Annotated in this window: 20 protein-coding genes; 19 read left to right on the top strand and 1 reads right to left on the bottom strand. The window is 43.5% G+C overall.

From position 1 onward, the window contains the following. The first annotated feature begins 68 nt into the window (after positions 1-68). From QZ995_RS03790 to QZ995_RS03760, 7 genes are all read left to right on the top strand, one after another. On the top strand, positions 69-1,358 hold the full coding sequence (locus tag QZ995_RS03790; protein WP_301803267.1) for an argininosuccinate synthase: 1,290 nt from the start codon (positions 69-71) through the stop codon (positions 1,356-1,358). After that, positions 1,355-2,803: an argininosuccinate lyase gene (gene argH / locus QZ995_RS03785; protein ID WP_301803266.1), complete on the top strand. Its 1,449-nt coding sequence runs from the start codon at positions 1,355-1,357 to the stop codon at positions 2,801-2,803. The genes QZ995_RS03790 and argH overlap by 4 nt, the downstream gene beginning before the upstream one ends. A 382-nt stretch (positions 2,804-3,185) precedes the next feature. Next, the gene (gene ftsE, locus QZ995_RS03780; RefSeq protein ID WP_031413001.1) at positions 3,186-3,872 is read left to right on the top strand and encodes a cell division ATP-binding protein FtsE; all 687 of its coding nucleotides are present in this window, start codon (positions 3,186-3,188) and stop codon (positions 3,870-3,872) included. After that, on the top strand, positions 3,862-4,755 hold the full coding sequence (ftsX, locus tag QZ995_RS03775) for a permease-like cell division protein FtsX (RefSeq protein ID WP_301803253.1): 894 nt from the start codon (positions 3,862-3,864) through the stop codon (positions 4,753-4,755). Before ftsE ends, ftsX begins: the two co-directional genes overlap by 11 nt. Positions 4,756-4,800: 45 nt before the next feature. Next, positions 4,801-5,988: a murein hydrolase activator EnvC family protein gene (locus QZ995_RS03770; RefSeq protein WP_301803249.1), complete on the top strand. Its 1,188-nt coding sequence runs from the start codon at positions 4,801-4,803 to the stop codon at positions 5,986-5,988. Positions 5,989-6,070: 82 nt separating this feature from the next. Then, positions 6,071-7,552 (top strand): S41 family peptidase, encoded by a 1,482-nt coding sequence (locus QZ995_RS03765; protein WP_301803246.1) that lies wholly within the window; start codon positions 6,071-6,073, stop codon positions 7,550-7,552. A gap of 191 nt (positions 7,553-7,743) precedes the next feature. Next, entirely contained in the window at positions 7,744-9,027 is a 1,284-nt protein-coding gene (locus QZ995_RS03760; RefSeq protein ID WP_301803244.1) for a PDZ domain-containing protein, read from the top strand. 122 nt (positions 9,028-9,149) lie between these two features. Here QZ995_RS03760 and QZ995_RS03755 read toward each other — a convergent pair whose 3' ends face one another. After that, positions 9,150-10,115, bottom strand: coding sequence for a flagellar hook assembly protein FlgD (locus QZ995_RS03755; protein ID WP_301803241.1), 966 nt, complete (start codon positions 10,113-10,115; stop codon positions 9,150-9,152). Positions 10,116-10,289: 174 nt separating this feature from the next. On the opposite strand from QZ995_RS03755, the gene uvrB reads away from it, so the two are divergent. The 12 genes from uvrB (at position 10,290) to hisIE (ending at position 23,606) form a co-directional block, all read left to right on the top strand. Beyond that, positions 10,290-12,266: an excinuclease ABC subunit UvrB gene (gene uvrB / locus QZ995_RS03750; RefSeq protein WP_301803240.1), complete on the top strand. Its 1,977-nt coding sequence runs from the start codon at positions 10,290-10,292 to the stop codon at positions 12,264-12,266. A gap of 12 nt (positions 12,267-12,278) precedes the next feature. Then, entirely contained in the window at positions 12,279-15,167 is a 2,889-nt protein-coding gene (gene uvrA / locus QZ995_RS03745) for an excinuclease ABC subunit UvrA (RefSeq protein ID WP_301803238.1), read from the top strand. A gap of 182 nt (positions 15,168-15,349) precedes the next feature. Continuing rightward, positions 15,350-16,282, top strand: coding sequence for an HPr(Ser) kinase/phosphatase (gene hprK / locus QZ995_RS03740; RefSeq protein WP_301804077.1), 933 nt, complete (start codon positions 15,350-15,352; stop codon positions 16,280-16,282). 47 nt (positions 16,283-16,329) lie between these two features. Continuing rightward, positions 16,330-16,812, top strand: a complete 483-nt coding sequence (locus tag QZ995_RS03735; protein WP_301803235.1) for an acyltransferase — start codon at positions 16,330-16,332, stop codon at positions 16,810-16,812. A 244-nt stretch (positions 16,813-17,056) separates the two neighbouring features. Beyond that, positions 17,057-18,229 (top strand): ATP phosphoribosyltransferase regulatory subunit, encoded by a 1,173-nt coding sequence (locus tag QZ995_RS03730; protein ID WP_301804075.1) that lies wholly within the window; start codon positions 17,057-17,059, stop codon positions 18,227-18,229. Positions 18,230-18,264: 35 nt separating this feature from the next. After that, entirely contained in the window at positions 18,265-18,882 is a 618-nt protein-coding gene (hisG, locus tag QZ995_RS03725; protein ID WP_437124716.1) for an ATP phosphoribosyltransferase, read from the top strand. 22 nt (positions 18,883-18,904) lie between these two features. Then, positions 18,905-20,176, top strand: a complete 1,272-nt coding sequence (gene hisD / locus QZ995_RS03720) for a histidinol dehydrogenase (RefSeq protein ID WP_301803232.1) — start codon at positions 18,905-18,907, stop codon at positions 20,174-20,176. 61 nt (positions 20,177-20,237) lie between these two features. Next, complete coding sequence (gene hisB, locus QZ995_RS03715) at positions 20,238-20,837, top strand: imidazoleglycerol-phosphate dehydratase HisB (protein ID WP_437124710.1); 600 nt, start codon at positions 20,238-20,240, stop codon at positions 20,835-20,837. 4 nt (positions 20,838-20,841) lie between these two features. Next, positions 20,842-21,462 carry an imidazole glycerol phosphate synthase subunit HisH gene (hisH, locus tag QZ995_RS03710; protein WP_301803230.1) on the top strand — a complete coding sequence of 207 codons (621 nt, stop codon included), beginning with the start codon at positions 20,842-20,844 and terminating at the stop codon, positions 21,460-21,462. Then, on the top strand, positions 21,459-22,205 hold the full coding sequence (hisA, locus tag QZ995_RS03705) for a 1-(5-phosphoribosyl)-5-[(5-phosphoribosylamino)methylideneamino]imidazole-4-carboxamide isomerase (RefSeq protein ID WP_301803228.1): 747 nt from the start codon (positions 21,459-21,461) through the stop codon (positions 22,203-22,205). The genes hisH and hisA overlap by 4 nt, the downstream gene beginning before the upstream one ends. Beyond that, on the top strand, positions 22,199-22,990 hold the full coding sequence (hisF, locus tag QZ995_RS03700; protein WP_301803226.1) for an imidazole glycerol phosphate synthase subunit HisF: 792 nt from the start codon (positions 22,199-22,201) through the stop codon (positions 22,988-22,990). Before hisA ends, hisF begins: the two co-directional genes overlap by 7 nt. Then, positions 22,953-23,606: a bifunctional phosphoribosyl-AMP cyclohydrolase/phosphoribosyl-ATP diphosphatase HisIE gene (gene hisIE, locus QZ995_RS03695; protein WP_301803223.1), complete on the top strand. Its 654-nt coding sequence runs from the start codon at positions 22,953-22,955 to the stop codon at positions 23,604-23,606. The genes hisF and hisIE overlap by 38 nt, the downstream gene beginning before the upstream one ends. The last annotated feature ends 355 nt before the right edge of the window (positions 23,607-23,961 follow it).

The raw sequence follows: 23,961 nt of genomic DNA, 5'->3' as shown, positions 1-23,961 counted from the left end.
TCAATGTCATTTTATAGTACAATATGAATAATTACCCAGAAAAAATACTACGAAATGGAGAGACAACGATGAAAAAAGATAAAATTGTATTAGCGTATTCTGGTGGTTTAGATACTTCTGTAGCAATTAAATGGTTGCAAGATACCTATAACTACGACGTAATCGCGGTCGCCCTCGATGTGGGGGAAGGAAAGGATTTGGATTTCATCCAAAAAAAAGCGATGCAAGTTGGTGCATATAAATCCATCGTTATAGATGCGAAGGAAGCTTACGCGAATGAATATGTTTTGCCAGCTCTACAGGCCAATGCCATGTATGAGGGAAAATATCCATTGGTATCCGCTTTATCTCGCTACTTGATTTCTAAAATTTTGATTGAGGTTGCGAATCAGGAAGGGGCAGTAGCTGTTGCTCATGGATGCACGGGTAAAGGAAACGATCAGGTCCGCTTTGATCTTTCATTCACCGCTCTAAATCCAAATATTCAAATTGTTGCGCCAGTTCGTGAGTGGGGCTGGACACGTGATGAAGAGATTGAGTATGCGAAGAAAAATAATATTCCAATCCCGATTAACCTTGATAATCCATATTCAATTGACCAGAATCTTTGGGGAAGAAGCTGCGAGTGCGGTGTTCTCGAAGATCCGTGGGCTGCGCCGCCTGAGGGAGCATATGAGTTAACGGCCTCGATTGAAAATGCCCCCGATCAAGCGGAAGAGATCGAGATTAGCTTTACCAAAGGTGTTCCGACTGCTTTAAATGGGGAAGCAATGACGCTTGCTGAGCTCATTCTAGCTCTAAATAAAACAGCAGGCAAACACGGAGTTGGACGGATTGACCATGTGGAAAATCGGTTAGTAGGTATTAAATCTCGTGAGGTATATGAAACGCCGGCGGCTACTACACTCATTTTAGCGCATCGGGAGCTAGAGTTTTTGACACAGCCTCGTGAAGTCGCTCAATTTAAACCAATCGTGGAACAAAAAATAGCTCAGGTGATTTATGAGGGTCTCTGGTATTCCCCAATTCGTTCTGCTCTGCAAGCATTTATAGAAGAGACTCAGGCAAATGTAACAGGTACTGTTCGTGTTAAGCTTCATAAGGGTCAGGCCATTGTAGTCGGACGTAAATCAGATGCGTCTTTGTACAGTCATGAGTTGGCTACCTATAATGCCGGAGATCAATTTGATCATAAGGCGGCACTTGGCTTTATTAAATTGTGGGGCTTGCCTACCAAGGTGTATTCACAGGTGAATAACAATTCTGTACAAGAAAACCAAGCCGAGCTTGAAAGCAACTCTGGTTCAGCGGCTTCTCCTTCTACAAGTAAAACAGAAAAGGAAGCGATCAAACCATGAAACTTTGGGGAGGACGTTTTACTAAACCAACCAATCAACTCGTAGATGAATATACAGCTTCTATTTCGTTTGACCAAAGATTGTGGCGTCAGGATATTGTGGGCAGCTCGGCGCATGTCGCAATGCTCGGAAAATGTGGAATTCTTTCGATGGATGAGGTGCGTCAAATCATTGCTGGTTTGAAAAAAGTCAAAGAAAAAATTGAACGGAAGCAGGTTCAATTTGAAATCGCTCATGAAGATATTCATATGAACATTGAGAAGCTACTAATTGAAGAAATAGGACCTTTAGGCGGTAAACTTCACACGGGCAGAAGCAGAAATGATCAGGTGGCGCTAGATATGCATTTATATCTGCGTGAAAAACTGATGGAAATTATCGAATTAACCATGTATCTGCAGCAGGCTTTATTAGAGCAAGCCCAGAATCATTTGGAAACGGTTATGCCCGGGTATACGCATTTGCAAAGGGCTCAGCCAGTGCTTTTTGGCTATCATTTGATAGCGTATGTATCTATGCTCCAACGCGATTTGGAACGGATGCAGGATTCGTTTAAAAGGGTAAATATCTTGCCTTTGGGAGCAGGGGCACTTGCTGGGACTACGTTTCCGATAGATCGGCAGTTCGTTGCCTCTATGCTTCAATTTGACGGAATTTATCAAAATAGCATGGATGCGGTCAGCGATCGAGATTTTATTGTTGAGTTTTTATCTAATGCTTCCTTATTAATGACTCATCTCTCCCGTTTGTGCGAAGAACTAGTGATCTGGAGCAGTCAGGAATTTTCCTTCATTGAATTAGACGATGCATTTTGCACTGGTTCCAGCATCATGCCACAGAAGAAGAATCCGGATGTTGCAGAGCTTGTGCGTGGTAAGACAGGGCGTGTATACGGGAATCTAATCGGAATGCTGACGGTGCTAAAAGGCTTACCGCTGGCCTATAACAAAGACATGCAAGAGGATAAAGAGGGCATGTTCGATACTGTGGAGACGCTGCATGGGGCATTGGCTTTGTTAACGCCGATGATTTCTACTATGCAGGTAAAAACGGAGCAGATGCGAAAAGCGGTCACCCAGGATTTCTCCAATGCAACAGACCTGGCAGATTATCTGGTCACAAAACAAATTCCGTTTAGGAAGGCGCATGAAATCGTAGGAAAGGCGGTTCTCTATTGCATAGAACGTCACAAATATTTACTTGACCTTTCCTTAGACGAGTTCCGTGAGTTTTCCCCACTCATCGACCGAGATGTCTACCAAGCGCTAGATATTGATACGGTAGTGAATGCACGGAATGTGTTAGGGGGAACGGCGAAACAACAGGTTGAACAGCAGATTCAATTTTATCAAGAGAAAGGTAAAGAAAACAAAGCTTGGGTGGCAACACATAGTCAAAAGGTGATGGTGGAGGCGCTGGTAGACATTAAGTCGCCTGTGGTATAGATAAAATAGAGGGCAAACTTGCAAGCGTTTTAAGGATCAGCTAATCGTAAGCTGGTCCTTTTTGCTGTGACTCTCCAGTTATAAATATCTATGCGTGGGGAATTGTATGTAAATTAGTTCATGCAATCATGGGCTAGATACTGGATTTCTTTAAATAAAGAACTTATGTAAAAAAAGTAAGAAAATAGTTGTCAATAGGAAAAAGTGGGTACAAGATCACAATTTTTTGTTGTTTTTTTCCATTTTCCCGACAAGAAATGCGATAATTAGGGGATAACAACACAGAAACTCAGTGGTATAATAGAAAAAGTGATCAGATGCTAGTATTTTTTGTCTTTTTCTGATGCCTCAAGAACATAAGCGATAGTAGGGTGTGATTTTTTTGATCGAGATGTATGATGTCTGGAAAACATATCCCAATGGCACCAATGCGCTAAAGGGGATTAATGTAAAAATCGATAAGGGTGAATTTGTTTATGTTGTAGGTCCAAGTGGCGCTGGTAAATCCACCTTTATTAAATTAATGTATCGGGAAGAAAGACCCACCAAGGGACAAATCTTTTTAAACGGATTTAATGTCAGTCGCATTAAGGAAAGACAAATACCAAATGTTCGCCGAAGTATCGGAGTTGTTTTTCAGGATTTTAAACTATTGCCAACTTTAACGGTATTTGAAAATGTTGCATTTGCAATGGAAGTTATTGAGGCGAATAAGAAGAGCATCAAGCCTCGTGTTTTAGATGTGCTTAATCTTGTCAAATTAAAGCATAAAGCAAAAATGCTGCCAGGAGAATTGTCGGGTGGGGAGCAACAACGAGTCGCTTTGGCGCGGGCTATCGTTAACAATCCAAGTATCATTATTGCGGACGAGCCTACGGGTAACCTTGATCCCGAAACTTCTTGGGATATTATGCGCTTGTTTGAAGAGATCAATCAGCGTGGAACGACCGTTGTGATGGCAACACATAACCGTGAGATTGTTAATACGATTCGCCGTCGTGTCATCGCGATTGAAGCTGGTGAAATTGCCCGCGATGAACAGAGAGGGGAATACGGTTATGAAGATTAGTACATACGGACGCCATGTGCGGGAAGGTGTAAAAAATCTGGGACGGAATGGCTGGATGACTTTTGCTTCAGTTAGTGCCGTAACCATTACATTATTGATCTTAGGTGTATTTTTACTGCTCGCACTAAATGTTAATCACATGGCAAAATTGGTGGAAAATCAGGTTGAAATACGTGTTTTTATGGACGTTGCCTCAGATAAGGCGGTAGCGGAGAGCTTGCAAAAGCAAGTGAAGGCATTGCCAGCTGTAGAGACCGTTACCTATGTTCCAAAAGCTCAAGGGTTAAAGGATTTGCGGGAACAGCTGGGTGAAAATGGAAAGCTTTTGGATGGCTTGGAAAAGGAAAATCCACTGCCAGATGCATTGGTGGTGAAAACCAAAGAACCAAAAGATGTAGATTTTGTCGCTAAGCAGGTCAAAGAGATGGAACACATTGAAGATGTCGACTACGGAGCGGACACGGTAAACAATTTGTTTGCTGCGACCAATATTTTGCGTAATGTAGGCATTTTCTTCATTATTGGATTGGCTTTTACAGCGATGTTCCTTATTGCTAACACCATTAAACTAACAATTGTTGCACGCCGTCGTGAAATTGAAATTATGAAGTTAGTAGGAGCAACCAACTGGTTTATTCGTTGGCCTTTCTTTATTGAAGGTCTGTTTATGGGTGTCTTGGGAGCGATTATCCCTATTACCATCCTTACAGTAGGTTACTACTATTTATTGCAACAAATACACGCTAGTATGTATAGCTCTATGCTTCCGTTATTGCCAATGAATCCTTTTGCCTATCAGGTAGGGCTGTTATTGGTAGGGATCGGTGCTTTTATTGGTATTTGGGGGAGTATGCTTTCCGTTCGCAAATTCTTGAAGGTGTAGTTGATGAGCAATTGATAGAATAAGGCTATGGGAGGGCACGTGGAAATGAAAAAGAATAACCTCATTCTTTCTGTTTTAGCGACCAGTATGCTGGCATGGGGACTAGCGCCAGCTCCTGCGGGGTATGCCAGCAAGAAATCTCTCCAAACGATTAATCGAGAGTTAGAACAAATTCGGTCGCAGAAAAAGAAGCAACAGCAACAGGTAACCAATATTAAGAATCAAATTAATACAGTGAGAAATGAGCAGAAAAATTTGGATCATGAACTATTTGCCATCGATCTAAAGCGAGAAGAAACTCAGCAGAAGCTGGACAAGCTGGATAAAGAAATTCACCTGACAGCTAAAAAGGCTGTGATTGCACAGGAAGATTTAGATTCCGCCATAGATCGAGTGGCTAAGCGTGATGAGCTATTAAAAACACGTGTCAAGGCAATGTATAAGCGAGGCAAGGTATCCTATCTGGATGTGCTGATGGGCTCCTCTGATTTTGGCGATTTGTTAACGCGCATGCACGGCATGAAGCTGATCGTGGAACAGGATAATCGGATTTTGGAGGAGAACAAAAAGGATAAACAAACCATTGAAAAACGGAAGAAAGACGTGGATAATTTACTTGCTTCCTATAAAACAATGTTCTCAAAAAGTGAAGATTTAAAAGAAGAGCTTGATCGACAATATAATCGCAGTGTGGTTATAAAAGCCGAGCTTAAGAAGAAAGAAAACAATCTCATAGAAATCGAAGCAGAGGCACAAGAAGCCATGAGAGCGGTGATTCAAGCAGAATCTGCTAAGCTATTGGAAAAGCGCAATTTAAGCAGTGTAAGTAATTACAAAGGTGGAAAATTGGGAGTTCCGCTTGACTCGTTCGTTCTTACTTCCTCATTTGGATATCGGGCCGATCCATTCACGGGCAGAGCCGCAGGGCACGATGGATTAGACATGGCAGCACCAAGAGGAACGACGATTAAAGCAGCCGAGGATGGTATCGTTATTTTTGCTTCAACGATGCGGGGATATGGTAACGCAGTTGTTATACAGCATAATAAAGAAATCAGTACGTTATATGGACATATTCGCGAAGGCGGGATTAAGGTTCGTGTCGGACAAGCTGTAAAACGTGGTGAAAAGATTGCCGAGGTAGGTTCCACCGGACGCTCAACTGGTAACCATCTGCATTTCACCGTGTATAAAAACAATCGACCTGTTGATCCGGCACCTTACATCCGCTAGATTCTCGCAAATATTGTAGCTCCACTTTGCATACACTAGTTGCATAGCTTTTCCATGGCAGACAAAAAGGATGGTGTATAGTATGAAATGGAACGGACGCAAGGTGCTTGCCCTTGTGCTAGCCGGTATGTTGACCAGCAGTCTTTTAACTGTGATTGCTGTGAAAACAGTTCCGTTAAGCTCTGCAACAAATGCAGTAGTGGCTGGCGGGAGCAACGGTCTTTTCTCTCTCGGCGGTGGACAAGGTTCGCCCAAAGACTTTGCTAAGCTACAGGAAGTATATAAAATAATCAAATCGCGTTACGTGCATGAGGTAGCTGATGACAAGCTCATGGAGGGAGCCATCAACGGCATGATCTCTGCGTTGGATGATCCGTATTCAGACTATATGGATCCTGAGGCAGCAGCAGAATTTAATGCATCCCTTAATTCTTCATTTGAAGGAATTGGGGCAGAAGTAACAATGAAGGATGGTAAGCTTACCATCGTATCACCGATAAAAACCTCCCCGGCGGAAAAAGCGGGGCTTCGTCCAAACGATCAGGTGCTTAGCGTTAATGGCGAATCTTTGGAAGGCTTAGATTTGCATAAAGCGGTAGGTAAAATTCGTGGTCCTAAAGGAACGAAGGCTACTCTGAAAATTTTGCGTGCGGGAAATCCCGAACCGATTACTGTTGTGATTGTTCGAGATGATATTCCGATTGAGACCGTCCATAGCTCCATCCTGGAGAGCAACGGTAAAAAGATCGGGAAATTAGAAATGACCTCCTTCGCTAGTGCTACGGCTGACGATTTTAACAGAGAATTAGACGAACTGGAGAAAAAAGGCATTCAAGGATTAATCATTGATGTTCGCGGTAACCCAGGCGGCTATCTAAAAGCGACGACAAGCATCAGCGAGGGCTTAATCCCTAACAAGGCTAAAATTGTTGAAATCTCCTATGGAAACAACAATGAACAGGTAGAGACGTTTTATTCCAAAGCGGATAAGGGAAAACCGTATCCAATCACTGTTTTAATTGATGGAGGATCTGCCAGTGCCTCCGAAATTTTAGCAGGCGCCTTGTCCGAGAGTGCAGGCGCAAAATTGGTTGGCGAAAAAACCTTCGGCAAGGGTACCGTTCAGAACACGATGGAAATGAAGGATAAAAGCCAATTAAAGCTGACAATTGCTAAATGGTTAACACCTAAAGGGGAATGGATTCATAAAAAAGGAATCCAACCGGATGTGGTTGTGACGCAGCCAGATTATTTTAAGGCAACGCAGCTCCCGCATGATAAGGTATTATCACGAGATATGAACGGGATAGAAGTAAAGAACCTCCAATTAATTCTTGAAGGCCTGCAATTGAAGCCGGATCGTTTGGATGGCTATTATGATGCTTCTACTGAAGCGGCAGTGAAAAAGTTCCAACAGGCTCACAAGCTTGAAGTGACGGGAAAAGTAGATCAAAAAACGGGTCTAGCGATGCAAACTGCTTTAATTAAAGAAATGAGAGATCCGAAAAACGATCGCCAATTGCAACGTGCATTGGAAATCACTGCACAGTCTCAGGTAAAATAATCCAAGCAAAAAAAGCAGGGAATCCTTTCTATTCTGTAGAAAGTAAGAACCACGAACAAAACGGTCGTGGTTCTTTTTTGTTTAAGAAGCTAAATGTTTGAGAGGATCGTAAAAGTGCAATAAGTTTTGCCGGCACTAGAGGTTTGGCAGTTGCCAAGCTCTCTTTTATATTTTTAGAGGGGGAGAGAAAATTGAGTGTGCTCTGGAACCTGATAAGCAACTATTTGTACGCATTGGTTCATTTTCTGTTAAATCCGCTCCTATATGCGTTTCTCATACTTATTTACCTGCATTATCGCAAACAAATGCGATGGGAGCGTCAACTGTTTTCCGTACGAATCCATTCGCCATTAGCACAAACGCTGCGTTCCGTCGGTCTGGGGATAGTAGGCGGTTTGTTCGTCAGCCTTGCAGCCGGGTTATTAGGTATCTTTATTCAGGTATCTGACATGTGGATTGCTTGGGCAATTGCATTATTACTTGCCTTTGTAAGATTTCGCTTTCTATGCTTGGCCTATGGAACGGCTATTTTTACCTGCTTACACGGGCTTGCCAAACTATTTCCAGTAGCCGAAGAGGTATCTGGTGTCGCTAAAGCATGGGGGTGGTTTGCTCATGCTAATCCAGCGCCGCTGCTGGCTTTAGTAGCCCTATTGCATATGGTAGAAGCATGGTTTATTAGAAGTCATGGAGGCAGACATGCATCTCCGTTATTTATAGAAGGAAAACGGGGAAGAGTCATAGGTGCATACCAGCTTCATTCCTTTTGGCTAACGCCTGTCATTGTACTAACCCCTGTTACAGAAGGGGCATTTCAGGTACCCGCTCTATTTCAGGGATGGCCGTTGTTTTCTCCGGATTGGTCGATGGCTACGCTTGGGATGCTGCTTTTACCGGCAATTACAGGTTTTTCTGCTATCACGAAAACAAAAACACCACAGGAAAAAGCGAGCTCTTTATCCAAGCATTTGTTTCTCTATTCATTCATTTTGCTTGGAATAAGCTATGCAGCAGTCATTGTCCCTTCTCTTGTTTATGTAGCTGCTCTCTTTGCATTTTTCGGGCATGAATGGTTAGGCTGGTTAAGCTCGCGCCAAGAGGAGAAATTGCCTCCCTACTACGTTCCTGCTGGTAAGGGACTGAAAGTGTTTGCTGTACTCCCAGGGACGCCAGCCGATGTAATGGGGATTAGGAGCGGTGAGGTAATTGTTAAGGTAAATGGATATCCGATCTCGGTAAAGGAAGATTTATATCCGGCGTTACAAGCCAATCCAGCTTTCTGTAAAATGGAAGTTTTGACACTGGATCAAGAAATAAAATTTACGCAGAGTGCTATCTATGCGGGACAGCATCATCAGCTTGGCATTATTGTGGTGCCGGATGAACGGACAACGCATTTTGTGTCTATGCAAGAAATTGGTTTCCTTGGAGTAAGGAAGCATAAACCGAAAGGCGAGCACGAGCTGGGAATGTAGCAAGGAAAACCCTGCGTTTACCCGAGAAAAAAGCATTGAAACAGCAAAAAGATGACCTCATGCTTGTATGAGGTCATCTTTTTTGTTAGAGAAGAACGGTTATGGACTGCTCTTCTTGTTACTTATGCAGAAGGTTTATCTGTGTTACCCTCAGACTTTTCCTTGTCACCAGGCGTTTGGGAATCTCCAGAGTTTCCTGATTCATCAGGCTTTTGAGAGTCGGGATTTTCGCTATCGCCGGCACCCTCAGAACCGTCAGTGCCGCCGCTTTCGCCAGTGCCTTCAGAACCATCGGTGCCGCCGCTATCGCCGGTGCCTTCAGAACCGTCAGGCTTAGTAGGAGCTTCTTCCTCTTCTTCAGGCTTTACTACCTCAAGTCCAACGATATCTGTAGATTTAATCTTTTTACCGTCAGCTAGAACAAATTCCACCAAACCATTTTTCATGCTGACTGCTTGAATGATACCAGTTAACTCAGTTGAGGTTGGTTTGCCGTCCTCGCCTTTTCCTTGCTCTGTATACGTTACTTTATAACCAATCATATTGGCGTATTTTAGTGTTTGGTCCACACCGGTTTGAGACGCAAGAGATTCTAAACCATGAATTTGCTGTTGAGAGATAATATCTTTACCTACGATAAACCAGATTCTACCATCAACCATTTTTACACCGTCAACGGTACCAGAAGCTGTTGTTACATAAATTTGACCGGAGTCATCCTTGCGAGCCACTTCATAGGTAGCTTTTTTACCGATGATTTCCTCGTACTCTTTTACGTTTAACAGACTGCTATTTGACTCCCTCATCAGAAGCTCGATATTCGTCACTTTTTCTACCATGGTCATCATAGCGGTTTGCATCATAAATTGAGAGTTGTCCATCGGTGACATCGGGTCTTGATTCTTTATCTGGGCAATCATTAGCTTCATAAAAGATTCGCTATCCAAGCCCGTTGAAAATTCTTTTGTATTAGCATAGCTATATTCTGATTGTACGGAAGACTTTGTTTTCGGCGTTGTGCTTTGTAATGTCGCTTTGGCTGCTGCTCTTGCTGCTCCAAGTGATTTTTGTATGCTGTTGGTCGGCATTCATTTTCCTCCCAAATGGGTAAAAATTATCAGACAGATAGACTTGCTATCTTTCTTTATTATCGGTAAAATCACTTATATCGAATAGACAAACAAACGTTCGAGTTTTTGCTTAAATTTTAAATAATTGTGCTATAATGAAGGATAGGATATAAAAAGGAGGATGAGGGGACCGTGGATCGTTTTGAGTTAGTTTCGGAGTATACGCCTTCGGGTGATCAGCCTATTGCAATTGCAGAGCTGGTAGAAGGGATAAAGGCTGGTAAACGCCACCAAACTCTGCTGGGTGCTACCGGAACAGGTAAGACCTTTACTGCTGCTCATATGATAGCTCAGGTGAACAAACCTACACTGGTCATGGCGCATAACAAGACCTTAGCTGCTCAGTTGGCAGCAGAATTTCGTGAGTTTTTCCCAAATAACGCGGTAGAATACTTCGTTAGTTACTACGATTACTATCAACCGGAAGCCTACATTCCTCATTCGGATACTTATATTGAAAAGGATTCAAGCGTTAATGATGAGATTGATAAATTGCGTCACTCAGCAACTAGTGCGCTATTAGAGAGACGGGATGTCATCATTGTAGCATCCGTTTCTTGCATATACGGTTTAGGTTCCCCGATTGAATATAGAGAGATGGTGCTTTCCTTGCGTACAGGCATGGAAAAAAGCAGAGACGAGGTTTTGCATCGCCTAGTTGATATTCAATATGACCGCAATGATATTAACTTTACTCGTGGGACGTTTCGTGTTCGAGGAGACGTACTGGAAATATTCCCGGCGTCGCGCAGTGAACAGGCAATCCGAGTAGAGTTTTTTGGCGATGAGATTGAGCGCATTACTGAAATTGATGTATTAACCGGGGAGATTCTGGGAAGCAGAGACCACGTAGCGATTTTTCCCGCCTCTCACTTCGTTACCCGCGAAGAAAAAATGAAGAGGGCTGTTGAAAATATTGAACAGGAGCTAGAACTAAGGCTGTTAGAATTGCAAGCAGCAGGCAAGTTATTGGAAGCGCAACGGCTAGAACAGCGTACGAGATACGATATAGAGATGATGCTGGAAATGGGCTTTTGCTCAGGAATTGAGAACTACTCCCGTCATTTGACTGGGTTACCAGAGGGACATCCTCCATACACGCTGCTTGATTATTTTCCGGATGATTTTTTGATGGTGATAGACGAGTCCCACATGACCCTCCCGCAAATTCGCGGAATGTACAATGGAGATAGAGCCCGCAAGGATGTGCTGGTGGAGCATGGCTTCCGCTTACCGTCTGCGCGCGATAACCGTCCGCTTAGGTTTGAGGAATTTGAAAAGAAAGTGAAGCAAGCTGTCTATATTTCAGCCACCCCGGGAGAATACGAACTGAAGCATACGCCTAAAATGGCAGAGCAGGTCATTCGTCCAACGGGTTTAGTGGATCCAACCATCACAGTTCGTCCAATAAAAGGACAAATTGATGATTTAATCGGGGAAATTCAGGCAACCATTGCTAAAGACGAGCGTGTTTTAGTAACGACTCTTACCAAGAAAATGTCAGAAGACCTAACCGATTACCTGAAGGAGATTGGCATTAAAGTACGTTATCTGCATTCTGATATTAAGACCATAGAGCGCATGCAGATTTTACGTGCCCTTCGTTTGGGCGAATTTGATGTTTTGGTCGGGATTAACTTGTTGCGGGAAGGGCTGGATTTACCGGAAGTATCTCTAGTTGCCATTTTAGATGCAGATAAAGAAGGCTTCCTGCGCAATGAGCGGTCATTAATTCAAACCATCGGACGTGCTGCGAGGAATGCAGAGGGTCGCGTAATTATGTACGCTGACAAAATGACTGATTCCATGTCGAAAGCCATACAAGAAACGGAACGGCGCCGTAGTATCCAGCTTGCTTACAATGAAAAGCACGGCATCACGCCGCAAACGATTCAAAAAGCCGTTCGCGGAGTTATTGAAGCAACAAAAGTGGCGGAGGAGAAAGCTGATTATCTACCGCACTTAGATGTAAAGAAGATGCCGAAAAAAGATCGCATAGTAGTCATCGAGCGAATGGAAGAGGAAATGAAGGAAGCCGCACGCAATCTCATGTTCGAGCGTGCAGCAGAGCTTCGTGATTTGATATTGGAGTTGAAAGCTGACTTGTAGGGAGTGAAATACATGCCATTAGATCGAATCGTGGTGAAGGGTGCACGCGCTCATAATTTAAAAAACATAGATGTCGTCATCCCGCGAGATAAATTTGTTGTTTTAACGGGACTATCCGGTTCAGGGAAATCGTCTCTTGCTTTTGATACGATTTATGCGGAAGGACAGCGTCGTTATGTAGAATCGCTGTCTGCCTATGCTCGTCAATTTCTTGGACAAATGGATAAGCCTGATGTAGATTCCATTGATGGTCTCTCTCCAGCTATTTCGATTGATCAGAAGACCACTAGTCGCAATCCACGTTCTACCGTAGGAACCGTGACAGAAATCTATGATTATTTGCGTTTGTTGTTTGCACGTATCGGAAAGGCTGTTTGCCCGACTCATGGGATAGAGATCAGTTCCCAAACGATCGAACAAATGGTAGATCGTATTATGGAATTTCCGGAACGTACCCGTATGCAAATTCTGGCTCCACTAGTCCAGGGACGTAAAGGAGAGCACGTCAAGCTGTTAGAAGATATTCGTAAACAAGGGTATGTTCGGGTTCGGGTTGATGGTGAAGTCCGGGATTTATCGGAAGAGATTCGTCTGGAAAAAAACAAAAAGCACAGCATTGAGGTTGTCATTGACCGGATCGTTGTCAAACCTGATTCTCAGACGCGCATTGCTGATTCCTTAGAAACAGCTTTGCGTTTAGCGGATGGTAAGGTAATTGTCGATGTTATTGATCAGGAAGAACTGCTATTTAGCGAAAAGCATGCTTGTCCGCTCTGTGGATTCTCAATTGGCGAGCTAGAGCCGCGAATCTTCTCATTTAATAGTCCGTACGGAGCTTGCTCAGAGTGTGATGGATTGGGAGTGAGGATGGAGGTCGACCCGGATCTGGTTGTTCCGGATTCCTCTAAGACATTATCAGAGGGGGCTATAGCAGCCTGGGAGCCGAAGTCTTCCACCTACTACACTCAACTATTAGAATCAGCTTGCCGCCATTTTAGCATTCCTACAGATGTGCCGGTGGAAGAGCTAGATGATGAGCAATTACAAATCGTTTTATATGGCAGCAAAGGCGAGAAAATTCAATTCCGTTATGAGAATGAATTTGGTCAAGTTCGTGAGGCTACAGTCGCATTTGAAGGTGTAATCCCGAATCTGCAAAGACGCCACCTGGAAACCAGCTCTGATTATATACGTGAACAAATTGAAGGCTTCATGGGGCAAAAAGCCTGCCCGGTTTGTAAAGGACAGCGTTTGCGCCAAGAGAGCCTTGCCGTTTTGATCGGCAAACGTAATATTTCAGAGCTAACCAGCCTATCTATTGTAGACGCCCATCAATTTTTTGATCAGGTAGAATTAAGTGAAAAAGAGATAAAGATCGCTCATATGATTTTAAAGGAGATCAAAGCAAGATTGAATTTCCTTATTGATGTGGGGCTTGATTACCTGACATTAAGCCGGGCGGCAGGAACATTATCAGGTGGAGAAGCGCAACGCATAAGATTAGCTACACAGATTGGCTCTAGTTTAATGGGAGTCTTATATATTTTGGACGAGCCAAGCATTGGTCTACATCAGCGTGATAATGCTCGCTTGATTAAGACGCTGGAGCATATGACAAGCTTAGGAAATACACTGATCGTTGTAGAGCATGACGAGGATACGATGCTAGCCTGCGATTACATTATCGACATTGGTCCTGGAGCAGGGATTCACGGTGGACAGATAGTGGCGGAAGGAACTCCGCAGGAAGTAATGGAAAATCCCAACTCTCTGACAGGAGCCTATTTAAGCGGGCGTAAATTCATCCCTGTGCCTCTTGAAAGACGTAAGCCTGCTCAAAATGGAGAAGCCTGCGATAAATGGATAGTGATTGAAGGGGCAAAAGAAAACAACCTAAAAAATGTGAATGTCAAGATTCCATTAGGCGTATTCGTTGCTGTAACGGGTGTCTCTGGTTCCGGAAAAAGTACTCTAATTAACGAAATCCTGCACAAGGCTTTGGCTCGTGAATTAAATCGGGCAAAGGCTAAGCCCGGAGAATTTAAACGAATTAATGGCCTGGAGCATTTGGACAAGGTAGTTGATATTGATCAATCGCCAATTGGGCGTACGCCTCGTTCCAACCCAGCTACGTATACGGGTGTGTTTGATGATATTCGTGACCTGTTTGCCTCCACAAATGAAGCAAAAGTGCGTGGGTACAAGAAAGGGCGTTTTAGCTTTAACGTAAAAGGCGGGCGTTGTGAAGCCTGCACAGGAGACGGTATTATTAAGATTGAGATGCATTTCCTGCCGGATGTGTACGTACCCTGCGAGGTTTGTAATGGAAAACGCTACAATCGCGAGACCTTAGAGGTAAAATATAAAGGCAAAAGCATTTCAGATATTTTGGAAACAACAGTGGAAGATGCAGTTGAGTTTTTCAAAAATGTACCGAAAATCCAAAGAAAAATTCAAACGCTGCTTGATGTTGGTTTAGGCTACATGAAGTTAGGACAACCGGCCACTACTTTATCAGGCGGAGAAGCCCAACGCGTGAAATTAGCTTCAGAATTACACCGCCGCAGTACGGGGCGGACCATGTACATCCTGGATGAACCGACTACAGGATTGCATACCTATGACATTGATCGCTTGCTAAAAGTCTTGCAACGATTAGTAGAAAATGGGGATACGGTTTTGGTTATTGAACATAATCTGGATGTTATTAAGACTGCAGACCATATAATCGACCTTGGCCCAGAAGGCGGAACACGCGGAGGCAGCATTGTAGCTACGGGCACTCCAGAAGAGGTAGCCAAGGTTAAGGGATCGTATACAGGAGAGTTTTTAGGACCTATCCTTGAGCGTGATCGCAAGCGTACTCAAGAACGGATTCAAGATTTAGTTAATCAAACCTAATGTAAAAGCTTTACTGTACAACAATGAAAAGGCATCCTAATTTTCGGGATGCCTTTTCATTTACTTAAGTATGATTGTTACAAGCCAATTCATGAAGAGAGTTGTTTGCGCAAGGTGGGTTCGTTACAATAGGGGTAAGAAATAACGGAAAACAGCGATCTCTGCTGGGAAAGTGGTGTTTGATACAAATGGTAAATGTCAGTCATCTTGTCGAACATTTTCAACTGAAAATAGTAAGTGGCGAAAAGGGATTAAGTCGCCCGATCAGCGTTACAGATTTAAGTCGACCTGGATTACAGCTAGCGGGATATAAATCCCATTATCCTGGAGAACGCATTCAAATTCTCGGCATGACTGAAATGGAATTTTTACATACATTGCCTAATGAAACCATAGTTGATAGACTCAGCTTCTTAATGAGTGAGGAGACACCTTGCTTATGTGTAGCGCGTAATTTGGAATTGCCGCAAGAAGTGCTGGACATATCTAACAGCAGAGGGGTACCGGTCATTCAATCTCCTTTACCAACGACCAGCTTGGTGAGCAAGCTGACAAATTATCTGGAGGATCGTCTCGCTCCAACAGCTACGATTCATGGGGTTCTTACGGATGTATACGGGGTTGGTGTCTTTATTCTTGGTGCTAGCGGTATCGGGAAAAGTGAGACAGCTCTGGAACTGGTGAAGCGTGGTCATCGTCTTGTAGCCGATGACGCTGTAGAGATTCGTCAAACCCAAGAAGGTCACTTGACAGGGATGGCGCCTGATTTAATCCAGCATTTATTAGAAATCCGCGGAGTAGGTATTATCAATGTCATGACGATGTTTGGCGCAGGAGCTGTGCGCAATACGAAAAACATTGATATGGTCGTGAAGCTGGAGCTGTGGGATCAGCATAAGCACTACGAGCGTTTGGGACTAGATGAAGAAAAAATGAAAGTAATGGATACTGATGTGCCAGTCATTACTGTCCCTGTTCGTCCGGGTCGAAATTTAGCTGTAATTATCGAGGTAGCAGCTATGAACTATCGCCTAAAACGCATGGGCTACAATGCTGCTGTACATTTCTCCAAGCGTTTGACAGATACAATTGAAGATCATGATTCATTTATCTAAGATGATGCGATCCCTATGGGGAGAGATAAAGGAGCAATCTGACGCTTATGCGTAACACCAGACGATATCCCGTAGCGGGAGGAGTCAACCCGCTTTGGCATATGTATAAAACCGTGAGTTTTGGGAAGGTTTGCAGAAACTTTGTTGTTATTCAACTGGCGCGTTATTGTCCGTTTGTGTTTATGAAGAATTGGATGTATCGTACCTTTCTGGGAATCAAGGTAGGCGATCAATCTGCTGTAGCATTGATGGTCATGATGGATATTATGTATCCTGAACTCATTACGATTGGACGAAATTGCGTAATTGGCTATAATACTACTATTTTAGCCCATGAATATTTAGTGGACGAGTATCGCCTTGGGGAAGTTATTATTGGCGATCGTGTTTTAATTGGGGCCAATACCACGATTTTGCCAGGAGTAGTCATTGGTGATAATGCCGTGGTTGCAGCAGGAAGTGTTGTTCACCGCGATGTACCAGCAGGAGCATTTGTGGGTGGAAATCCGTTACAAACCATTCGACAGTAAAGAAAGGCAGAGGACCTTTGTCTCGTCAGGAGACAAAGGTTTTTTTGCGGGAAAATAAAGCTCTGATGGTGAAAGTGCCAAAAAATTTTTGCTGCTAGGTTAAGCAGGTAAAGACATGATACGCGGACATGCTGACATAAAAAGGTGTTGACCTCTTTGATATTTAGTAGTATATTTTCTACTAATTCATGCGCTTTAGTTTATTAGCAGAGTAAAGTGTTCAGCGGAGTAGGAGGGAACGATGATGGCTACACCCTTGGTTTTTGAAAAGCCTTTAGGCATGCGAGATATTTTGCCTGAGGTATTACAAAAGCAACGTGTAATTGAACGAATGTTGCGTCAATGCATTTCAAGGTGGGGATATGACGAAATTGCCACACCTGCACTGGAGTACTTTGAAACGGTGGGGGTAGCAAGTGCGACTCTGACCGACCGTATGTTCAAGCTGTTAGATAAACAGGGGCATACTGTCATTTTACGTCCTGAGGTAACGGCGCCCATAGCCCGTGTTGTCTCCTCCTTGTATAAGCACGTACCTTGTCCTATCCGGTTATTTTATCAAGCGAATGTATTTCGAGCGCAAGAGAAAGAAGCTGGTCGTCCTGCTGAATTTTATCAGACAGGAGTAGAGCTGATCGGGGATGCTAGTGTAGATGCGGATGCTGAGGTAATTGCTTTAGCGATTTCATGCTTGCAGGAGGCTGGAGTATCTGCCTTTAAACTAACAATTGGTCATGTAGATGCGGCAACAGGTCTGTTAGAAGAAATCATAGGTGATCAGCAGGAGAGACAAAGCCTGGAGAAATGCCTCCAGCACAGAGATTATGTAGGATATCGCCAAGTTGTGGGCAGACTATCTGTCACAGAGAGAGAAAAAGAGAAGCTGCTTTCCTTGCTTCAATTGCGCGGCGGTAGAGAGATCGTTGGGGAAGGCATGCAGCTCTTGCGAAATTCAAAATCGGTGGAAGCTATGCAAACCGTCTCAACATTGTGGGATGCGTTGGAGGCTTATGGGGTAGAGGAGCATATCCTATTAGACTTAACGCTCATTGGCCGTTTTGATTATTATACAGGCATCGTTTTTGAAGGATATGCAGCAGAACTGGGTTCGTCTTTATTAAGCGGCGGACGATATGATCGGTTGTTAGAGCAATTTGGTCGTCCAGCAGCGGCTACAGGTTTTGCGCTTGAAATTGACTGTTTATTACAGGTAGCAAAGATAGAAGCCTCATTTTCTAAAAAACGATATGTCATTTTATATAAGCAGCATCAACGAGCAGAAGCACTTTGCTATGCACAGAAAAAACGTGATGAACAAAATGTCGTTATTACAGCAAGATGGTCAGCAGAGGCAGAGCATGCTTTTGGAAATTGCAAACACAATCATGTTGTTATCTGGGGAGGCGAGGGACCGTGAAGGAAACGGAATCGTTGCAAAAGCTGACGATAGCGATGCCAAAGGGGCGTATATTTGAAGAGTCACTAGTCTTTTTACAGGAATCAGGCATCGTGGTTAGTGAAAATTTGAAAGATTCCCGCAGATTGATTATTCCTGTTCCTCATTTTCAGATGGAATTTATTTTGGCAAAGCCAACTGACGTACCGACTTATGTGGAGTATGGCGTAGCAGATGTTGGTGTGGTAGGCAAAGATGTTTTATTGGAAGAAAACAGGGATGTCTACGAATTGCTTGATCTTGAAATTGGCAGATGCCGCATGGTGGTTGCCGGTTTAGCTGAGTATCAGTCAATGGTTCAGCCTAGAGTAGCGACCAAATATCCTGCGATTGCATCGCGTTATTTTCGAGAACAAGGCCAGCAGGTCGAGGTCATTAAGCTAAATGGTTCTGTCGAATTAGCTCCTTTAATCGGACTGGCAGAACGGATTGTTGATATTGTCTCCACAGGGCAGACGTTACGGGAGAATGGTCTGATAGAGATTGAACATATTTGCGATATTACTACAAGGTTAATTGCCAATCGCTCCAGTTATCGAATGAAAAGTAAGGCTGTAGAAAGCATTGCCCAAAAATTTATGCAGGTCATTCCAAAAGCAGGGGCAATCAGATGAAGAATAGGAGGTACTAGACAGCATGCTAAGGATTACAAATGCGCACAAGCTTACTATTTCACGAAGTATTGACCGCGGAACCAAAGAACAGCAATGTGTTGTCAGAGAGATTTTAGCAGCGGTAAAAGAGAGTGGGGATAAAGCAGTTCGTGCCTTTACCCAAAAATATGATGGAGTAACCATCGAAAAGCTTCGCGTAACAGAAGAAGAATTTCTGGCTGCCAAGGCACACGTTCCCATTGAGGTACAGAGCGCTTTGCAAGAAGCGGCTGACAATATTCGTGCATACCATCAGCATCAGGCGCGTACCTCTTGGTTTATGACAAGAGAGTCTGGAACTATGCTGGGACAAATGATTCGGCCCCTGCAAAGAGTGGGGCTTTATGTTCCGGGCGGTTCCGCTTCTTATCCCTCCTCTGTTCTCATGAATGCCATTCCGGCACAAGTCGCAGGGGTGGAGAAAATTGTGATGGTCACCCCGCCAGATCGAAAAGGGAAGATTGCTCCAGCTGTTACAGTTGCTGCTGAAATCGCTGGTGTGACCGAGATTTATAAGGTTGGTGGAGCACAAGCAATTGGTGCACTTACGTATGGAACGCAAACGATTCCTGCTGTAGACAAGATTGTTGGGCCGGGTAATATCTATGTAGCCCTAGCCAAACGTGAGGTGTTTGGAGCGGTCAGCATTGATATGATAGCAGGTCCTAGTGAAATCGTAGTGTTAGCGGATGAAACAGCCTCGCCCCGCTACATTGCTGCCGACCTCCTATCTCAAGCGGAACATGACCCGCTGGCGTCAGCTATCTTGATTACGACCTCACCAAAAGTAGCTGAGGAAGTAGCTTTAGAAATAGAGCGGCAAATAATAAACCTGCCAAGAAAAAAGATTGCGGAAGCTTCTCTGCGCTCTCATGGAGCTATCTGTGTTGTGGCTGATTTAGAAGAAGGCTTTGCAGTGGTTAATCGTTTAGCCCCTGAGCATCTAGAGCTGCTTGTAGAAGATGCACACAGTCATATAGGAAAAATCAAAAATGCTGGAGCTGTGTTTTTAGGCCCTTACAGCTCTGAGACTGTAGGCGATTATTTTGCCGGACCGAATCATGTTTTACCGACAAACGGAACAGCACGTTTTTCGTCTCCTTTATCGGTTGATGATTTTATTAAAAAAATGAGTGTTATTTCATATAGTAAGACCGATCTTGTTGAGCATGGAGAAAAAATTATGAGATTGGCGGAGACAGAAGGGCTAACGGCTCATGCCAAAGCCATTCAAGTCAGATTAGAAGAGTGTTAGCGATAAATCCTGATAAATAGGATGACAGACTGCTGTCAAACCAGCTGAAAGGAAGAAAGCGATGGAACAGGCTATGAGTAGAACAGCGACTATAAAGCGTAAGACCAACGAGACAAACGTGGCTTTGCAGTTTACAGTGGACGGAAATGGAGAGAGCAAGCTGAATACAGGTGTCCCTTTTTTGTCGCATATGCTTGATTTATTTACACGTCATGGCCATTTTCAATTGCAAGTGGAAGCAGAAGGGGACATCGAGATTGACTATCATCATACGGTTGAGGATATCGGGATTTGTTTAGGCCAGGCCGTACATGAGGCATTAGGTGGTAAAACAGGGATTAAACGCTATGGGAATGCATTTGTCCCTATGGATGATGCCTTGGCTCAGGTGGTGGTTGATATAAGTAATCGGCCTCATTTGGAATATCGAGCTGCTTTCCCTTCATGTCAGGTTGGACAATTTCCTACTGAGCTGGTGCATGAATTTTTATGGAAATTTGCTTTAGAATCACGTATGAACGTTCATGTCATTTTGCATTATGGTCAAAATACCCATCACATGATTGAAGGAATATTTAAAGCATTAGGACGTGCGCTTGATGAAGCTACCCAACTCGATCCGCGAGTAAAAGGAGTCCCTTCTACGAAAGGAATGCTGTAGAAATATGATTGGAATTATCGACTATGGGATGGGAAATTTGTTTAGTTTACGCAAAGCATTGGAACGTTTAGGGACGGAACATGAGATTGTCAGTCAACCAGAGCAGTTAGATAGCTATAGCGGTTTATTGCTGCCGGGTGTGGGTGCTTTTGGTGACGCCATGAGATATATCCGAGCAATCGGCTTAGATCAAGCGATCCGGGAATATGTGCAGACAGATCGTCCGCTGTTGGGGATATGCTTAGGGATGCAGCTTTTGTTTAGCGAAAGTGAAGAGCATGGGATGCATAAGGGGTTGGATTTGCTCCCGGGGAGAGCTGTGCGCTTTCAGGGAGATTTTAAAATTCCTCATATGGGCTGGAATGAACTTACGCTGGGAAATCGCGAGCATCCTTTAGTAAAGGGAATCGTAGATGGAGAGTATGTGTACTTTGTGCATTCTTATTATGTACAGGTGCAAAACTCGGCTCATTTGCTTGCCACCACGGATTACGATCAAGATGTAGCGGCGATCGTCTCGTCTGGAAAAGTTACCGGCATGCAGTTTCATCCAGAGAAAAGCGGGTCAACGGGCATGACCTTATTAGCTAATTTTGTACAGCAATGCAAGGAGGGGCTGGCATGACATTCACTATCTATCCTGCTATTGATATACGTGGAGGGAAGTGCGTCCGCTTATTTCAAGGGGATTTCAATCAAGAAACAGTATATGGGGAGTCACCTTATGATGTAGCACAAATGTGGTCAGAATCGGGAGCAGCTTGGGTGCATGTGGTGGATTTGGATGGAGCAAAAGAAGGAGCCCCTGTACATTTTGAGCTGATTGGTGAAATGGCTAAATCGATATCTGTCCCTATTCAAGTCGGAGGTGGAATTCGGACTTTACACGATATTGAAGCATATATGGAGTGTGGGATCGCAAGAATTATCCTAGGGACAGCGGCTTTAGAGGATCGTAGCTTTGCAAAAGAGGCATTACGTCGCTACGGTCCTTGTATCGCTATTGGCTTGGACTGCCGAAATGGATACGTAGCGACCAGAGGATGGCTATCCACAACCCAAGTGCAGGCAACAGAAATAGCTAAACATTTGGTAGAGCTTGGAGCCGAATTGTTTATTTATACAGATATCGGGAGGGATGGAACGCTTACAGGACCCAATATAAAAGAGATTGTTCACATAGGAAGGACTACTGGCAAAAAAGTCATTGCTTCAGGAGGAGTTGGTCATATAAATGACTTGCTTTCTTTAGCCAATCAAATAGAGTGTGGCGTAGCGGGTGCTATTGTTGGCAAGGCACTTTACACGAAAGCTATTTCCCTTTCCGAAGCCTTAGATAAAGTAAGGGAGGCCACACGATTATGTTAACCAAGCGTATTATTCCTTGTTTGGATGTTAAAGAGGGCCGGGTAGTGAAAGGGGTTCAGTTTGTAGGCCTGCGAGATGCAGGTGATCCAGTTGAACTCGCCAAAAAATACTGCCGTGAGAGTGCTGATGAGCTGGTGTTTTTGGATATATCAGCCTCTCATGAAGGACGAAAAATAATGATAGATGTTATAGAAAGGACTGCCGCGCATATAACAATTCCTTTTACAGTGGGAGGTGGTATTCATTCTATTGAAGATATGAAACGAATTTTGCGAGCTGGCGCAGACAAGATATCGCTTAATACAGCCGCAGTATTAAACCCCAAGCTAATTCAAGAAGGAGCCTCTTTTTTTGGAAGTCAATGTATAGTCGTTGCGATTGATGCGAAACAAACCGATTCTGGCAGGTGGGAGGTATTTACACACGGTGGTCGAAAGGCAACGGGTTTACATGTGCTGGAGTGGGCTAGGGAAGTGGAGAAGCTAGGTGCTGGTGAGCTTTTGCTTACCTCCATGGACGATGATGGTGAGAAGTCGGGTTTTGGACTCGAATTAACCAGTGCAGTCTCCACTTCGGTGGGAATTCCGGTGATTGCGTCTGGTGGTGCTGGACGTGTAGAACATTTTTGGAATGTACTGACAGTGGGAATGGCAGATGCAGCACTGGCAGCTTCTATCTTTCATTATGATGAAACATCTATTCCTGCAGTGAAGTCTTTTTTAACAACCAAGGGGGTGCCTGTACGATATGAGGAAGAACCGAATCATAGAGCAGCTGAGATTTGATGATCAAGGTTTATTGCCAGTTGTTATTCAGCATGCTTTGACGAAAGAAGTTCTTACATTGGCATACATGAATAGGGAAGCGTTGGAAAAGACCTATGAAACAAACGAAACATGGCTTTGGAGTCGTTCCAGACAAGAATTATGGAATAAAGGGGCGACATCAGGGAATCGTCAGAAGCTTATTTCTATCTCCGCAGACTGTGATGGAGATGCTGTGTTGTTAAAAGTTTTACCTGCTGGTCCGGCTTGTCATACCGGGAGCTATTCCTGTTTTTCACGAGAGGAAGAAGGAGGCGAGATTGCTGAAAGAAGCAGAGAAAATAACCATTTCTTCATTCTTAAAGAGCTGGAAGCGTTAATTGCTACTCGTCAAAAGGAAATGCCTGTGGGAGCCTACACTACGTATCTTTTTGAAAACGGAATAGATAAAATTTTGAAAAAAGTAGGGGAAGAAGCAGCAGAAGTTTTACTAGCAGCAAAGAATCGTAATCAAGATGAATTACGTTATGAAACGGCCGATCTACTTTACCATCTTCTTGTGTTATTACGTGAGCAAAATCTACCGCTCGAACAGGTATTATTAGAATTACAGAATCGACAAAATAAAAATAGATAAGAAATTTATGTTGGAATGAAAAAGCGGAAAATATGATAAAAGGGTAGAGAAGCATATAATTTAGTAAAGAAAATTACGCTAGATTATATGTTTCTTACTAGGTTTTTTAAGAGATTTGATGTATAGTTAGATGTCTGCAATAGTAGATTCAACAATATTTTTCAAGAAAAAAAGATATTTTTTATAAAAACTATTGACTTTAAATATGTAAATGTGATAGATTAATACATGTCGCCAGGGAACATTGCACTGGCAACAACAAATGAGGTCGAAAGGCTTCGGTATAAGTCGAAAAAATGCTTGACTCATTCTGATAGAGATGATATACTAGCAAATGTTCGACAAAATATGATCT

This window comes from Brevibacillus laterosporus (assembly GCF_030489605.1).
In the GTDB taxonomy this organism is placed as follows: domain Bacteria; phylum Bacillota; class Bacilli; order Brevibacillales; family Brevibacillaceae; genus Brevibacillus_B; species Brevibacillus_B laterosporus_E.
The sequence above is the reverse complement of the archived record's forward strand: the minus strand, read 5'-3'. Positions and strand labels throughout refer to the sequence as shown.

Bases quoted from the DNA above. Each gene is read 5' to 3' on its own strand.
- QZ995_RS03790 (WP_301803267.1), top strand. From the start codon at position 69: ATGAAAAAAGATAAAATTGTATTAGCGTATTCTGGTGGTTTAGATACT.
- argH (WP_301803266.1), top strand. From the start codon at position 1,355: ATGAAACTTTGGGGAGGACGTTTTACTAAACCAACCAATCAACTCGTA.
- ftsX (WP_301803253.1), top strand. From the start codon at position 3,862: ATGAAGATTAGTACATACGGACGCCATGTGCGGGAAGGTGTAAAAAAT.
- QZ995_RS03770 (WP_301803249.1), top strand. From the start codon at position 4,801: ATGAAAAAGAATAACCTCATTCTTTCTGTTTTAGCGACCAGTATGCTG.
- QZ995_RS03765 (WP_301803246.1), top strand. From the start codon at position 6,071: ATGAAATGGAACGGACGCAAGGTGCTTGCCCTTGTGCTAGCCGGTATG.
- QZ995_RS03755 (WP_301803241.1), bottom strand. From the start codon at position 10,115: ATGCCGACCAACAGCATACAAAAATCACTTGGAGCAGCAAGAGCAGCA.
- uvrA (WP_301803238.1), top strand. From the start codon at position 12,279: ATGCCATTAGATCGAATCGTGGTGAAGGGTGCACGCGCTCATAATTTA.
- QZ995_RS03735 (WP_301803235.1), top strand. From the start codon at position 16,330: ATGCGTAACACCAGACGATATCCCGTAGCGGGAGGAGTCAACCCGCTT.
- QZ995_RS03730 (WP_301804075.1), top strand. From the start codon at position 17,057: ATGGCTACACCCTTGGTTTTTGAAAAGCCTTTAGGCATGCGAGATATT.
- hisG (WP_437124716.1), top strand. From the start codon at position 18,265: ATGCCAAAGGGGCGTATATTTGAAGAGTCACTAGTCTTTTTACAGGAA.
- hisD (WP_301803232.1), top strand. From the start codon at position 18,905: ATGCTAAGGATTACAAATGCGCACAAGCTTACTATTTCACGAAGTATT.
- hisB (WP_437124710.1), top strand. From the start codon at position 20,238: ATGGAACAGGCTATGAGTAGAACAGCGACTATAAAGCGTAAGACCAAC.
- hisH (WP_301803230.1), top strand. From the start codon at position 20,842: ATGATTGGAATTATCGACTATGGGATGGGAAATTTGTTTAGTTTACGC.
- hisA (WP_301803228.1), top strand. From the start codon at position 21,459: ATGACATTCACTATCTATCCTGCTATTGATATACGTGGAGGGAAGTGC.
- hisF (WP_301803226.1), top strand. From the start codon at position 22,199: ATGTTAACCAAGCGTATTATTCCTTGTTTGGATGTTAAAGAGGGCCGG.
- hisIE (WP_301803223.1), top strand. From the start codon at position 22,953: ATGAGGAAGAACCGAATCATAGAGCAGCTGAGATTTGATGATCAAGGT.